This window comes from Dactylosporangium sp. NPDC051484, assembly GCF_040689395.1.
Lineage (GTDB): Bacteria > Actinomycetota > Actinomycetes > Mycobacteriales > Micromonosporaceae > Dactylosporangium.
In genome coordinates this window covers 47220-61349 of sequence record NZ_JBFAZX010000023.1, presented here as the reverse complement: position 1 = coordinate 61349, position 14130 = coordinate 47220, and the positions used below count along the sequence as shown (strand labels likewise).

Sequence of the window (14130 nt, the reverse complement as noted above, 5' to 3'; positions counted from 1 at the left end):
TCCCCGCGCGTCGGGCACTGGAGCACACGATGACGCTGCCCACGGTACAGCCGCTGCGGCTCTTTCCGGTGTTTTGGCCGTTGTGGCGGGTCGAGGTCTCGGCGAGCGTCTACGACGAGCCTGCGTACGAAATCGTCGACCGCTTCCTCGTGCGCGCGATCCACGAGGGTGCCATGTCACGCCCCGAGGAGCTCGCCTCGTTCCTGGGCATCCAGGTATCGCTCGTGCAGCGGTGCCTTGCGTTCCTCACGCGGATCGGGCACGTCCGGTTTTCCGGCGACCGGGCCGAGCTGACCCCACTCGGGCTGGAGGCGCTGCGCGTGGGCGTCCGCCTTGAGCCGAAGGAGGTCCGGCAGGACCTGCTGTTCGAGCAGTTCACCCATCGCCCGTTGCCGCGCGGGCATTACGACGGGTCAGTGGCCATTTTGCCGACGCCCGAGGTGCCGGAGGACCGCCTCGCCGACCGGTCCCGATTCACCGGGCTGTTCGCCCCGACGTGGTTCATCCCGGAATCCGTCGCGCGGCTGGCGCGACGCCCCGACCGGACCGAGTTCAACGTGCCGAGGCTCCTGCGGAACATTGCGGTCGAGAGTCATCAGGACGCGTTTCTACCGGTGTACCTCGTGGAGACGGTCGACAGCGGTGTCATCGTCTACAGCAGCGCGGCACCGCGGCGGGACGCGTTCCTCGAAGGGGTCTGCGCCGACGTCCCGGCGATCCACGACCTGATCGGGGCGGAGGAGACGCGAGACCCGGAAGAGATCTGGACCGGCTGGCTCGCGGAAGGGAAGTACGGGCGCGGCACCCTCCGGCAGCTCATCAACGGTGTCTGGCGGGTGACCCTGCGCGCCGAAGCATTCGCGGGCCCGCCCAAGCTCCCGCCGAGCCGCGTTGGCTCGTTCGAGCTGCGCCGGCGGCACTTCGCGCAGCTGTGGTGCGATGACGCGGCGCTTCGCCGCCGCGTGCTGCTGGACCGTGCTCTTGCGATGGCCCGCAGCCGCGCCGTCGGGGCCCGCGTCGATCTGATCGAGCGAATGGCCGACTTGGCGCGGCTGCTGGAGCTGGCCGAGCCGACATTGGCCGAGCTGCGCGCGCACGCCAGTGACGAGGACGCAGCACGCCTGGACGCGCTGGAGTGACGGGTCAACGGCGACCAGCCGGAGAACGCCCGACGCCCGCTTCGCAGGATCAGGGTCGTCTTGCAGCGAGTGCGGCGACCAGGTCAGCCACTTCGGGCACGCCGGCCAGGCCGGTTGGCGTGTGGTAGATCCGGCAGGCCAGGGTGCCCGCGGGCCGGGCCCCGTCGAACAGGTCGACGCCGTCGACCGTGAACGATGGGGAGCCGGCGAAGCCGACCGCGCTGGCCTCCTCCTCCGTCTCCACCGCCATCAATCGCACCTCGGCGTCGGTGTTCCCGGTCTCGTTCAGCGCCTGGCGCAGCCGGTCGTCGGCAACACGCCAGTTCGGGCAGTCCGCGAAGTACCACAGCGTCACCTGCATGCCGTCAATACTGCTCCTCCGCGCGGCGACGAGTCGTCCCGGGCGGAGCCTGAGGCACAGCTGGGCTCAGGCTGGGCAGGGCGTGCGGCGAGCATGGATCGAGTGCGAGCAGCGATCTTCACCAGGTACGGCCCGCCAGAGGTGCTGCAGGTTCGGCAGGTTTCCCGCCCCGAGCCGGGACCAGGGCAGGTGCTGGTCCGGGTGTACGCCACCACCGTCACCACCGCCGAGTGCCTGATGCGACATGGGCGGCCGATCTGGGGACGGCTGGTCATCGGGGTGCTGCGGCCGCGGCGGCGGACCCGGGTGCTCGGGATGGAGCTGGCCGGGGAGATCGCCGCCGTTGGCCGGGGCGTGACCACGTTCCGGCCGGGCGAGCAGGTCTACGGCTTCACCGCGTTCCGGCTCGGCGGGTACGCCGAGTACGCGTGCCTGCCGGCCGACGCCTCCCTGGTCGCCAAGCCGGCGAACCTGCCCTACGAGCTGGCGGTCGCCGCCGTCGACGGGGGCAGTACCGCGCTGTACTTCCTGCGTGACCTCGCCGGCGTTCGGCCTGGACAGCGGGTCCTGGTCAACGGGGCGGCCGGCAGCGTCGGCGGCTACGCGGTACAGCTGGCCAAGCACCTCGGCGCGCACGTCACCGGCGTTTGCGGCGCGCGCAACGTGGAGCTGGTCACATCGCTCGGCGCCGACCGGGTCGTCGACTACGGCGCCGAGGACTTCACCGCGGGGGCGGAGCGCTACGACGTGGTGTTCGACGCGGTCGGCAAGAGCTCGTTCCGCAAGGCCCGGCGGGTGCTCACCCCGACCGGCTGTTACCTGTCGACCACCGGGCTGTGGAATGTCGTGCTGGCCATCCTGACCAGACTTCGCCCCGGGCCGCGGGTCCGCGCCGGCATGTCGGTGCGCAAGCACGAGGCGCTGCGGTACCTGCGGGAGCTGCTCGAGCGGGACGGGCTGCGCATCGTGGTCGATCGCCAGTACAGCCTGGACGAGATCGTCGAGGCGCACAGATACGTCGAGACGGGACACAAGCGGGGCAACGTCGTCGTGACGGTATGAGGTAGCCGAACTCTCCCAGCTGCCCAGACCCGACGAGGTCCAGATCCCATGGGCCGATCGGCCGGTCGATGCTCATCCCGTCCGGACCAAACAGCTGATCTCCACATCCCGCTTCGTCGCATATTGTCACGCCGGGCTCGCGCACTGCTGCGCGCCAGGCCGGTCCGGCGGACGTAGTCCGAGGGCTCGGAAGCCCCGCGACGGCCCAGGTAGCCCAGAGTGGTAGCACGAACGGGGGCTACCAGGGGAGGGCGGGGATCGTGACAGGCGAAGAAGGGTGGCCCCGCGGCACCGTCGGGCATCTCACCCGGCCGAAGGCGGCGCTGGTCACCTGCGCCGCGCTCGGCGTGATCGGGATAGCGCTCGCCGTCGCATGCCTCGCGCTGCTGCTCGTCATCCGGGTACTGGCGTGAGCAGGCCGTCGCTGGTCGTCCTGCGAGCGTGGGAGCTCGTGGACGAACTCGTGGCGGCCGTCGGCGGAGTGTCGGCGCCGCTCGCGGAGCGGGCGGTCGTCCGCGTGCTGCGGGCCCAGGCGCTGTGGTGGGGCAACGCCGTCGCCTACCCGCCGATCGCGGTGCTGTACCTGCCGCGGGAGGCGTACCAGCGCTTGGCGACGGTGCTCGAGGCCGGGCTCCCGGCGATGGAACGGCGGGTCGCGGAGCGGCTCGACCCGGACGGCACTGCGTCGGTGCGCATCCAGGTCCGGCCGCACGGCGGGGCCCGGCGGCGGCTGTGGGTCGCGGCGCCCCGGGTACGCAACCACGTGCCGGTGCACCGGCCAGAGCACGCCGCGCCGGTGCCGACAATGCCGTATCCGCCCGAGGGCGGGCTCGCGCTGCGCTCCCAGGCCGCGGGCCAGACGTTCGCGGTACCCACCGGCGGGCTGGTGCTCGGGCGGGGCGGCCACGGGCCGGGGCGGGTGCTCGATCCGCGGGTGTCACGTCATCACACGCGGATACGCCCCGTCGACGCGGACCGGCTGCGCTGCGAGGATCTCAACTCTCGCAACGGGACGTGGGTGGATGGCGCGCGGATCACACAGCCGGTGCAGCTGCGGGCAGGGCAACTGCTGCGGATCGGCGACACGGAGTTCCGGATCGTGCGAGAAGGCCTCAACGGAGGGAACGGATGACAACGCGGGCAGGGCAGTTCCTCTACTCGTGTGCCGGCGCCGATCGGGCACACCTGAAGTCGCGCACCGAGCGGGCCTGGTACCAGGCGCTCGGGCTTTCCGTCCTGCTGACCGCGCTCGCCTCGTCGGTGTCGATGACGTTCGCGCTGACGCTCTCGCTGGGCGGGCCCTGGTGGGCGTACACACCGTTCAGCCTGCTCTGGGCGGTCTTCGTGTTCAACATCGACCGGTGGCTCGTCTCCACGATCCATTACGGCAAGCTCGACGAGACCAACGATGGCAAGACGCCGATCACCGCGGGCCGGGTCGTCGGGTACATCGCACGGTTCGCCTTCGCCGGGGTGCTGGCCGTCGTCATCGCCGAGCCGATCGTGCTGCAGATCTTCCACCGGGAGATCGACCAGCAGGTCGCGGTGACCAAGGCGGCGGCGCTCAAGCAGGCCGAGCTGGAAGTGCGGGCCCGGCCGGAGATCGTCGCGGAGCGCGACCGGATCGACAACCGCAAGAAGGCCGCCGACGAGGAGCTGGTCAACGCCCGCGACGCACAGAAGAAGGCGAACGAAGCACTCGACGCCGAGATCAACGGCACCGGCGGTAGCCGGACCCAGGGCTGTAAGCAGCGGTGCAACGAGCGGCGCAACGACGTGCAGCAGGCCGATGGCCGCGTCGCGACGGCTGAGCAGACCGCGAAAGACGTGACGGCGGCGACCAACACCGACAACCCCGTGCTCGAGAAGCGCATCGCGGACCTCGTCGCCGAGCAGGCTACGAAGATCGACGGCGGTGACGGGCTGCTGGCCCGCGAGAAGGCACTGACCCAGCTCATGCGGGACAACCCCGAGCTCGCCACCCGGCGGTGGTTCGTCTCACTGCTGTTCCTGCTCATCGATATCGTACCGCTGCTGCTCAAGACGTTCAGCCCGACGACCAACCACGACCGGGACGTGCGGCTGGCCGCGGTCGCGTATGCCCAGCTGCACGGGCTGGAGTATTGGCAGAAGCGGATCGGCCAGGAGTCGCAGGCACACGCGGAGCAGGCCGATCTCAAACTGGAGCGGAAGGTCAACCGTGGCCGCCTACGCCACTACCTGCTCACGGAGCAGGACAAGATGGAGATTGCGCGGCAGGTGAAGGCCGCCCAGTTGGAGCACGCTCACCTCAGCGCCGATCTTGAGGCGCAGTGGCGCGCGGTGAGCAACGTGACCGAGCCGGCCGGCTTCGGCATGCCGGCGCCGCCGAAGCCGACAGCGCCCGAGTCCGGCCAGACGGCACCGCCGGTGGACACCGTACCGATGACGGCGCCGTCATCGACGCCATGGACGGCGCCCATGCCGTGGACAGTGCCCCCACCGGTCACGGTACCGATGGTCAACGGCTCGCACGGCCCGGCCTCCATCTTCCACCAGCCCCCACCGCCGGGGCCGGCGCCCGCCCCCGGACCGTTCGGCGGCGCCGTGATCGTCGGCGGGCGCTGGGTGCTCGGGACGCAGTTGCTGAGCGCGGAGCCCGGCGGGTTCGGCCTGCCGTTCCTGGCACACGACATCGCCAACCCGAAACTGCACGCGGTGCTCAAGCGGATCCGGCCTCGGGACGACGACCCACAGGCCAACGAGCGCGCACTGCGATACCTGCGCAAGGAGCAGTCGCAGCAGGCGCTGGTACACAGCGCATTCGTCGCGCCGGTGCTGGACGCGGGGGACGATCCGCAGTTCGGCCCGTACCTCGCCACGCCGCACTACGCGTTCGGCACCATTTGGCGCCGCATCCACGAGCCCACGTTCACCCCGACGCTGGAGTGGGCGCTGCGCGTCGCCGAGCAGGTGCTCACCGGGCTCATCGACTGCCACGACCAGGCCAGCCTGATCCACCTGGACATCAAGCCGTCGAACATCGCACTCGACGACGACGGCAACGTGCAGCTCATCGACTTCGGCCTGGCCCGCAGCCTCGACGACGCCGACGGGCCGTCCAGCGTGGTGCCGGCCTTCAGCCGCTGGTACGCCGCGCCGGAGCAGATCCGGCGGGTCAAGGTGCCCGACTGGAAGACCAGCGCGGCCGACGTGCGCGCGGTCGCCGCGACCATCTACGAGATCATCAGCGGCCGTCCGCCACTGCGCCGCGAGGCAGCGGCGCTCGGCATCGACGTCCACGACCCCGACGCGATCGGACAGGTGATCCGGCTCATCTGCGACAGGGAAATCCGTCCGGCCCGGCTCGACACGCTGGTGCCCGGCGTTCCGGGCTACGTCGCGGACCTGATCGACCAATGGCTGGCCCACGACCCGCAGCAGCGGGCGTCCGGCCCACGGCCGTTCGCGGTCCACAACGCGGCCGAGGCGTTAGGCCGCGTCCAGGAACGGGTGCACGCCGACGGCCTCGACTCGCTGCCGGTGGGCCGGGCGCACGCCGTCAACGGGGACTACCTCGGCCACGTCGCCCCCGCCGAAGGCCCGCGCGTCCAAGGCGTGGAACTGGCGGCGGACTCCGCGGCGGTGCCGCCGCCCGCGCTCGGCAGCCTGGCGCGGATCGCGCCGCGCCGGGTCATGCGGCAGCGCGGCCAGTACCCGGCGGAGATCACGGTGGAGACGCAGCAGGAGATGCCCGCTGCGGCGATCGCCGATGCTGGGCGATACTTCGACGTGGCGACGGAGGACTGATGAGCATCGTTGCGGAACTGTTGTGCGCCGGGGGAGTGCTGGTCCCAGTCGTGGCGGTCGCACTGACACTGCTGCGCGCCCACCGCAGGCGCGCCGTGGACGCGGCGCCCCGGCCGCTCGGCGACGCCGACCACGATCCGATGGAGGACACCGTGCGGATCGCCCGGCCCTCGGACGGCGTGAAGCCGCGGCCCCAGCCGACGCCGGACCAGGTCGGCGACCTGCGGCCACGCACGACACCGACCAGTGTCGGCGCGCCGGATGAAACACCAGACCCGGCACCGGGCCGGCACCCGACGGCAACGGAGGCAGCGCCGACCGACGCGCTCACGATGCCATTGCCCACGGCGGTCGAGACCCGGCCGGCGGAGCCGACCGCGGGGTTCGAGATGGCCTGGCTGAAAGGTGAGCAGGGCATCGACGGCGAGTTTCTCCTGAGCCGGTCGGTAAACGTGGTGGGTCGCAGCCGGGACTGCGACATCGTGCTCCCCCTGCCGACCGTCAGCCGCCGGCACTGCGAGATCCGCTGGCACGGGCGCGGCTGGGAGGTGCGGGCGATGGGGCGCAACGGCACCACCGTCAACGATGCCGTCCTGCCGCCGGACGGCGTCCAGCCGCTCAACGACGGCGACCTGGTGCGGATCGGCAGCAGCATCGCATTGCGGCTGGTGCTGCCGCGGCGGGCCGTACAGGTGCCGGACCTGAGGCTGCGCGCTGCCGGACGCTCGAACGTCGGCCACCGTCGGCGCAACGAGGACGCGTTCCTCGCCACCGCCACCGCGGTCGCGGTCGCCGACGGCGTCGGCGGACGCCCGGCCGGTGCGGTCGCCTCCGGCATCTGCATCGACGTACTGGCACATGCCGGCGGCCAGGCCGAACTCGCCGACGTGGTGCAGCGGATGAACGCCGAGATCCGCCGCCGAGGCGCGGCCGACCCGCTGACCAGCGGCATGGCGAGCACTCTCGACGCGGCCAGGCTGGTCACCCTCGGCGGCATCCCCTGGCTGCAGGGCGCGCACGTCGGCGACGGCTTCACCGTCCTGCAGGACGGCGGCCAGCCGAAGTGGCTGACCAGAGCGCACACCTACGCCGCGGCCCTCGTCGCCGCCGGCCAGCTGAGCACCAGCGAGGGCGTCGCGCACCCGGACAGCTCCCGCCTGGTGCGCGCGGTAGGACTGGATGAGTCGGTACGCCCGGACGTCTGGCAGCACCGGGCACGGCCCGGCCAACGGCTCGTCGTCTTCACCGATGGGCTCTTCGGCGCGCTCGGATGGAATGGCGTCGCCGAGGCGCTGCACAAGGTACGCCGGCGCAGCCCGGAGCGCGCCTGCGAGGAGCTGATCCGGCTGGCGCTGCGGGCCGACGGCAACCGGGACAACGTTACGGTCGTCGTCGCCGACGTGAACGTCACCGCCGACGGGGACATGGAGCCAGGACTCCCGGACGACGAACGGCTGCCGGAGGCGGAGGCGTGATCGGCGAGCCGGACCTGACCATCGACTACCTGCCGCGCGAGCCGGTAACCCTGCGCCCCGAGGACGAACCGCTGTACCTCGACCGCCGTTTCCTCGCCGAGGACGACCTGTTGCTGTCCCGCCGGCCCAACGCCCCGCTGGTGTGCTTCCGCGCCGGCGACTGGTGGCTGGACAACGAGTGCCGCAGCGACCCGCCGCTCACCGTGTTCGTGAGCGGACTCGGCCGGCGCTTCGACGTGCCCAACGGCTGCAGCTTCCGGCTGCGCTCCGGCGACAACGAACTGCACCTGTGGCGGCCGGACCTCCGGGTGCTGCTCACCGTCTCGGGGCGGGCCGAGCCTGTGGTGAGCGAGGAGCGCAGCGGGCCGGTGACCATGGTCGGACTGCCCAACGCCCACGTCCGGCTGCAGGCGCTGTTCGAGCGCAACCCGCGATACAAGCTCATCATGGCGGCGCATTACCGGGAGTACCTCACGCCCGGCATCGAGCGGCCGCAAGAACTCTCGCGGCAGGACACGGCGAAGTGCTGCGGCGGCAACCAGAACGAAGTCACCGACGCGAAGAGGGCGGTGATGCACGCGATCTGGGGCGAGCAGGGCCACGGCGAGCGCATCGCCGCCTATCTCATCAACCGAGGCATCATCACCCGCGCCGACCAGAGCCTCGTTCCCCACCGCGACTGCATCCACCGCCGACCCCGCGGCTATGCGGCCAGCCCATAAGACACGGGCGGAACCTGTGACTAGTCGATGATCTTGCCGTCGGCTAGGCGGATGGTGTGGTCGCAGCGGTCGGCGATCTGCTGGTCGTGGGTGGCCATCAGGACTGCGCAATCGTCCTCAGGGGGCGCCGTGGGCAGAGTCGCGGTGACGACCAGCCCGCCGCCATTGCGCGGCTCGGCGTGCACCGTCCCGCCGTGCGCACCCGTGACCGCCCGCACGATGGACAGCCCGAGTCCCGCGCCCGGCGCCGCAGCCCGCTCCACGCCGAGCCGTCGGAAGGGCTCGAACAGGTTCGGGATCTCGTACCGCGGCACGACCGGCCCGCTGTTGGCGACGCTGACGAAGACGGTGCCGCCGGGGCGGGTGCCGCTGGCCACGCGGACCCAGCCGCCCGCCGGCAGATTGTGCCGGACCCCGTTCTCCATCAGGTTGTGCACCAACCGCTCCAGCAGCACCGCGTTGCCGGCCGTCGGTGCCTCACCCGCGTCGACCGCCACGTCGACACCGTCGTGCGGCAGCACCGTGGCCACGTGCGACACGACGTCGGCGAGGTCCACGAACGACCGGTCGGTGACCGTACGCTCAGAGCGGGCCAGCAGCAGCAGACCGTCGATGAGCCGTTCGTGCCGGGCGTTGACGGCGAGCAGCGTCTGGCTCAGCTGCCGCAGCTCCGGCGACGCCGTCGCGGGGTCGATCGCCACCTCCAGCAGCGTGCGGTTCAGCGTCAGCGGGGTGCGCAGCTCGTGCGAGGCATTGGCGATGAACTTGCGCTGGCCGTCGAAGGAGTGGTCGAGCCGCGCCAGCATCAGGTCGAACGTGTCGGCTAGCTCTTTCACCTCGTCGTGCGGGCCGTCCAGCGCGATCCGCTCGTGCAGGCCGCGGTCCGGGGCGTTGGCGATCCGCAGGGCGGTTTCGGTGACCCGGTGCAGTGGCTGCAGCAGCCGCCCGGCGACGAGCCAGCTGAACGCGAGCGCCGCGACGAGGATCACGGCGAGCGCAAGGCCGCCCTGGGTGAGGAACGCCTTCAGCGCGCTGCTCGTGACGTCGCCCTGGATCTTCTTGACGTACGTCGAACTCGCGCCCTGGCCCGGCGCGAGCGTGGGCGACTGCGCCTCGCCCTCCATGAAGACCACGTTGCCGGCGAGCCGCTGGTAGACCAGCAGGTAGGTGATGCCGAGCAGCAGCAGACCAGCGAGGAGGACCAGCCCGCCGTACACCAGGGTCAGCCGGGCCCGGATGGTCATACGTCTCATGCGAGGCGGTACCCCACTCCCGGTTCGGTCAGCACCACCGGCGGGTCGCCGAGTTTGCGCCGTAGCTTGAGGATCGTCATCCGCACCGTGTGGGTGAACGGGTCGGCGTTTTCGTCCCATGCCTTCTCCAGCAGTTGCTCGGCGGAGACCGCGGCGCCGTCCGCGCGCAACAGCTCGGCGAGGACGGCGAACTCCTTGCGGGACAGCGGGACGTAGCGGCCGTCGCGGTAAACCTCGCGACGGTGCGGGTCGAGCCGGATCCCGGCTAGCTCCAGCACCGGCGGCGCGGCGGGGCGGGCCCGGCGCCCAAGGGCCGTCACACGGGCGGCCAGTTCCCGGAACGCGAACGGCTTCGGCAGGTAGTCGTCGGCGCCGAGCGCCAACCCGGCGACCCGGTCGTCGATGTCGGCGGCGGCGGTGAGCATCAGCACCCTGGCCGCGGACTCCCGCTGGGCCAGCACCCGGCAAACGTCGTCGCCGTGGACGACCGGCAGGTCGCGGTCAAGCACCACGACGTCGTAATCGTTGACGTCGAGTCGCTCCAGCGCCGCGCCACCGTCATGGACCACGTCGACCGCGTGCGCGTCGCGCCGCAGCCCCTGCGCCACCGTCTCGGCCAGCAGCGGCTCGTCCTCGACCACCAGTATCCGCATGGACCCATCGTCCCGCGCCCGGCCGTCAACTCGGCGTCAACGTTTCCGGTTACGACCCGGTGACACGCCGGCGGCTTGACTGCGGCATTGGCGGCCGGCGTCCGTCCGGCCGCGCCAGGAGGAGACATCATGCGCATCAGGACAGCGCTCGTCCTCGGCCTGCTGCTGGTCCTCGGCGGCGCCGGGTGTGCCCGCGGCGGCGACCGGGACGACGGCGTGGTCACGGCGAACGGCGGGGCGAAGCCCAGCGCTGGCCCCACCGCCACGCCCAGTGCGGACCCGCAGCGCAACCAGGAGAACATGCTGAAGTTCGCGGACTGCATGCGCGGGCACGGCATCCCGATGGAAGACCCGCAGATGGACGGTAACGCGTTCCAGATGTCGATCCCCGAAGGCATCGCCAAGGAGAAGGTCGACGCCGCGCAGAACGCGTGCAAGCAGTACCTGCCCAACGGCGGCGAGCCGATGAAGAGCGACCCGCAGATGCAGGAGAAGCTGCGCCAATTCTCCCAGTGTATGCGGGAGAACGGCGTCCCGCGCTTCCCCGACCCGTCCGAAGACGGCAGCATCATGATCGACGGCAACAACCTCGGCGTCGACCCGCAGGGCGAGGAGTTCAAGAAGGCCGACAAGCAGTGCCAGCAGTACATCCCGAAGCCCCAGGGCGGCGGGGAGGGCGGGCAGAAGACCGGCACCAACGCCGGAGCCGGCGCATGAGTGGTGAGGGCATGAGCCGGCGCAGGCGCGGGCGGGCCGGGAAGATGGTCGCCGCCGCGGCGGCGGCAGCGGCCGTCGGTGTGGCCGCGGCGGCCGGGTTCGGGCTGCCGGACCGCGGCAGCGACGCACAGACCCGATCCCAGACGCCGGCGAAGACGGCGCAGGTCACCAAGCAGACGCTCGTCGACACGCAGACCGAGGACGGCGAGCTGAGCCACGGCGACACGAAGACGGTCGTGGGCAAACTCCCCGGTACGGTCACCGAGCTGCCCGCGGTCGGCGCGTCCCTCCAGCGTGGACAATCCGTCTACCGGGTCGACAACACACCGGTGGTACTGCTGTACGGCACCCTGCCCGCGTACCGCACGCTCGCGCCGGGCGTGAAGGGCGCCGACGTCAAGCAGTTCGAGCAGAACCTGGCGGCGCTCGGCTACACCGGATTCACCGTCGACGAGGAGTACTCGTCCTCGACCGGCGCCGCCGTACGCAAGTGGCAGGGCGACCTCGGCCTCACCAAGACCGGCACGGTCGACCTCGGCCGGGTGCTCTACGCGTCCGGTCCGGTCCGCGTCGACGAGCGGAAGGCTGCCGTCGGCGACCCCGCCGGCCCCGGGGCGACGCTGCTCACCTACACCGGCACCGCATCCGTCGTCACCGTCGACCTCAACGCGGCCGACCAGCGGATGGCCAAGCCGGGCACCGCGGTCACGGTGAAGCTGCCCGACGGCAGGAAAGTACCCGGAAAGATCAGCCAGGTCGAGACCGTCATCAAGCCCGCACAGGGCAACAACGCGGCGGTCACGAAGATCCGGGTCACCGTCGTACCCGACGACCCGCAGGCGTTCGCCGGGCTCGACCAGGTCACCGCCGAGGTGGTGTTCACCGCGGACCGCAAGGAGAACGTGCTCGCCGTGCCGGTCGCGGCGCTGCTGGCGCTCGCCGAGGGCGGGTACGGGCTGCAGGTCGTCGACGGGGCTACGACCCGCGTCGTCGCGGTGCGGATCGGCATGTTCGCCGCGGGCAAGGTCGAGGTGAGCGGCGACGGGATCACCGACGGCACCGTGGTGGGGATGCCGTCATGACCCTCGTCGTGGAGCTTTCGGAGGTGACGAAGGAGTACCCCGGCGGGGTCGTCGCCGTCCGGAACGTCAACCTCACCGTGGAAGCGGGGGAGCTGGTCGCCATCGTCGGCCCCTCGGGCTCAGGCAAGAGCACGATGCTCCATCTCATCGGTACCCTGGACCGCCCGTCGTCGGGAACCGTGCGCATCGACGGGCACGAGATCGCGGCGCTGAAGGACCGGCAGCTGTCGGCCCTGCGGGCGCGCCGGATCGGGTTCGTCTTCCAGCAGTTCCACCTTGCGCCCGGCCAACCCGCGCTGGACAACGTGGCCGACGGCCTGCTCTACGCGGGGTCGTCCCGCGCGGAGCGGCGCCGCCGGGCCGAGGAGGCGTTGCGCCGGGTCGGGCTCGGCGACCGGCTCGACCACCTGCCGCACGAGCTGTCCGGCGGGGAGCGGCAGCGGGTCGCCATTGCCCGAGCGGTCGTCGGCGAACCAGCGATCCTGCTCGCCGACGAGCCGACCGGAAACCTCGACTCCGCATCGGGGGCCGGCGTCGTACAGCTGCTGCGGGAGCTGCACCACGCCGGAGCGACGATCCTCGTCATCACCCACGACCAGGAACTGGCGGCCAGCCTGCCCCGGCAGGTCGCCATGCGCGACGGGCAGGTGGTCTGACGTGACGACGACGATCCAGCCCAGACCGCTGCAGCCGGCCCGGCTGTTCCTCACCGACGTGATCCGGGTCGGCGGCGCCGGGCTGCGCACCCGGCCGCTGCGGGTGTTCCTGTCCGCGCTGGGCATCGCGATCGGCATCGCCGCGATGACCGCCGTCGTCGGTATCTCCTCGTCCAGCCGCGCCGAGCTGGACCGGCAGCTCGCCGCGCTGGGCACCAACCTGCTCACCGTCGCACCGGGCAGCGACCTGTTCGGCGGCGGCGCGAAGCTGCCCGACGAGGCGGTGCCGATGATCGCCCGGATCGGCCCGGTGACCGAGGTTGCCGCGACTGGCAGGCTGTCCGGCCTGCACGTGTACCGCAGCGACCACATCCCGGCGGCGCAGACCGGGTCGATCTCGGTACAGGCCGCGCACCTCGACCTGCCGCGCACCGTCGGCGCCACGGTGGCCGACGGTGTGTGGCTGAACTCGGCGACGGCCAAGTACCCGGCGGTCGTGCTCGGCAGCGCGGCCGCCCGGCGGCTCGGGGTCGTTTCGGTGGGTGACGGCGTCCAGGTGTACCTCGACCGCCGCTGGTTCACCGTGATCGGCATCCTGAAGCCGGTGCCGCTGGCCCCGGAACTCGACGCGGCAGCGCTCGTCGGCTGGGACGCGGCGAAAACGTACCTCGACTTCGACGGGCACCCGACGACCCTCTACACCCGGTCCCGGGACGCCTCCGTCGAGGCCGTCCGCGCGGTGCTGGCCGCAACCGCCAACCCACAGTCGCCGAACGAGGTGAAGGTGTCCCGGCCCTCCGACGCGCTCGCCGCCCGGCAGGCGACCGACCGCACCTTCACCGGCCTGCTGCTCGGCCTCGGCGCGGTGGCGCTGCTCGTCGGCGGGGTCGGCGTGGCGAACACCATGGTCATCTCGGTGCTCGAACGCCGGGCCGAGATCGGGCTGCGCCGGGCCCTCGGCGCCACCCGGTGGCAGATCCTGCTGCAGTTCCTGTCCGAGTCGCTGCTCCTGTCCGCGCTCGGCGGGGTCGGCGGCGTGGTGACCGGGATCGGGGTGACCACCCTGTACGCCGGCAGCCGCGACTGGCCCGCCGTCGTGCCTGCATGGGCGACCGCCGGCGGCATCCTCGCGACGCTGGTGATCGGCGCGATCGCCGGTCTCTACCCGGCGGTGCGGGCCGCCCGGCTCGCACCGACCGAGGCGCTTGCGGCGCCCTGATC

At 71.7% G+C, this 14130-nt stretch carries 14 protein-coding genes; 11 read left to right on the top strand and 3 right to left on the bottom strand.

What is annotated here, in order from left to right; translation table 11 throughout:
- Positions 1-29 precede the first annotated feature (29 nt).
- Complete coding sequence (locus tag AB0367_RS28900; RefSeq protein WP_366229604.1) at positions 30-1139, top strand: hypothetical protein; 1110 nt, start codon at positions 30-32, stop codon at positions 1137-1139.
- Between the two features lie 49 nt (positions 1140-1188).
- On the opposite strand, the gene AB0367_RS28895 is transcribed toward AB0367_RS28900, so the two are convergent.
- Positions 1189-1500, bottom strand: coding sequence for a thioredoxin family protein (locus tag AB0367_RS28895; RefSeq protein WP_366229603.1), 312 nt, complete (start codon positions 1498-1500; stop codon positions 1189-1191).
- A gap of 93 nt (positions 1501-1593) precedes the next feature.
- On the opposite strand from AB0367_RS28895, the gene AB0367_RS28890 reads away from it, so the two are divergent.
- From AB0367_RS28890 to AB0367_RS28865, 6 genes are all read left to right on the top strand, one after another.
- Positions 1594-2562, top strand: a complete 969-nt coding sequence (locus AB0367_RS28890; protein ID WP_366229602.1) for an NAD(P)-dependent alcohol dehydrogenase — start codon at positions 1594-1596, stop codon at positions 2560-2562.
- A 260-nt stretch (positions 2563-2822) separates the two neighbouring features.
- Positions 2823-2975 carry a hypothetical protein gene (locus AB0367_RS28885; protein WP_366229601.1) on the top strand — a complete coding sequence of 51 codons (153 nt, stop codon included), beginning with the start codon at positions 2823-2825 and terminating at the stop codon, positions 2973-2975.
- A complete protein-coding gene (locus AB0367_RS28880) occupies positions 2972-3694 on the top strand; it encodes an FHA domain-containing protein (RefSeq protein ID WP_366229600.1) in 723 nt (240 codons plus the stop codon). Before AB0367_RS28885 ends, AB0367_RS28880 begins: the two co-directional genes overlap by 4 nt.
- Positions 3691-6351, top strand: a complete 2661-nt coding sequence (locus AB0367_RS28875; protein WP_366229599.1) for a DUF4407 domain-containing protein — start codon at positions 3691-3693, stop codon at positions 6349-6351. Before AB0367_RS28880 ends, AB0367_RS28875 begins: the two co-directional genes overlap by 4 nt.
- The gene (locus AB0367_RS28870; RefSeq protein ID WP_366229598.1) at positions 6351-7826 is read left to right on the top strand and encodes an FHA domain-containing protein; all 1476 of its coding nucleotides are present in this window, start codon (positions 6351-6353) and stop codon (positions 7824-7826) included. Before AB0367_RS28875 ends, AB0367_RS28870 begins: the two co-directional genes overlap by 1 nt.
- On the top strand, positions 7823-8548 hold the full coding sequence (locus AB0367_RS28865) for a hypothetical protein (RefSeq protein WP_366229597.1): 726 nt from the start codon (positions 7823-7825) through the stop codon (positions 8546-8548). The genes AB0367_RS28870 and AB0367_RS28865 overlap by 4 nt, the downstream gene beginning before the upstream one ends.
- 20 nt (positions 8549-8568) lie before the next feature.
- On the opposite strand, the gene AB0367_RS28860 is transcribed toward AB0367_RS28865, so the two are convergent.
- Positions 8569-9801, bottom strand: coding sequence for an ATP-binding protein (locus AB0367_RS28860; protein WP_366229596.1), 1233 nt, complete (start codon positions 9799-9801; stop codon positions 8569-8571).
- Positions 9798-10454: a response regulator transcription factor gene (locus AB0367_RS28855; RefSeq protein WP_366229595.1), complete on the bottom strand. Its 657-nt coding sequence runs from the start codon at positions 10452-10454 to the stop codon at positions 9798-9800. Before AB0367_RS28855 ends, AB0367_RS28860 begins: the two co-directional genes overlap by 4 nt.
- A 129-nt stretch (positions 10455-10583) precedes the next feature.
- Here AB0367_RS28855 and AB0367_RS28850 point away from each other — a divergent pair, with 129 nt between their 5' ends.
- From AB0367_RS28850 to AB0367_RS28835, 4 genes are read left to right on the top strand one after another with little or no spacing between them, the layout of a single operon-like run.
- Positions 10584-11171, top strand: coding sequence for a hypothetical protein (locus AB0367_RS28850; protein ID WP_366229594.1), 588 nt, complete (start codon positions 10584-10586; stop codon positions 11169-11171).
- Between the two features lie 11 nt (positions 11172-11182).
- Positions 11183-12253 (top strand): peptidoglycan-binding protein, encoded by a 1071-nt coding sequence (locus AB0367_RS28845; protein WP_366229593.1) that lies wholly within the window; start codon positions 11183-11185, stop codon positions 12251-12253.
- A complete protein-coding gene (locus tag AB0367_RS28840; protein ID WP_366229592.1) occupies positions 12250-12909 on the top strand; it encodes an ABC transporter ATP-binding protein in 660 nt (219 codons plus the stop codon). Before AB0367_RS28845 ends, AB0367_RS28840 begins: the two co-directional genes overlap by 4 nt.
- 13 nt (positions 12910-12922) lie before the next feature.
- On the top strand, positions 12923-14128 hold the full coding sequence (locus AB0367_RS28835; protein ID WP_366229671.1) for an ABC transporter permease: 1206 nt from the start codon (positions 12923-12925) through the stop codon (positions 14126-14128).
- Positions 14129-14130: the final 2 nt, after the last annotated feature.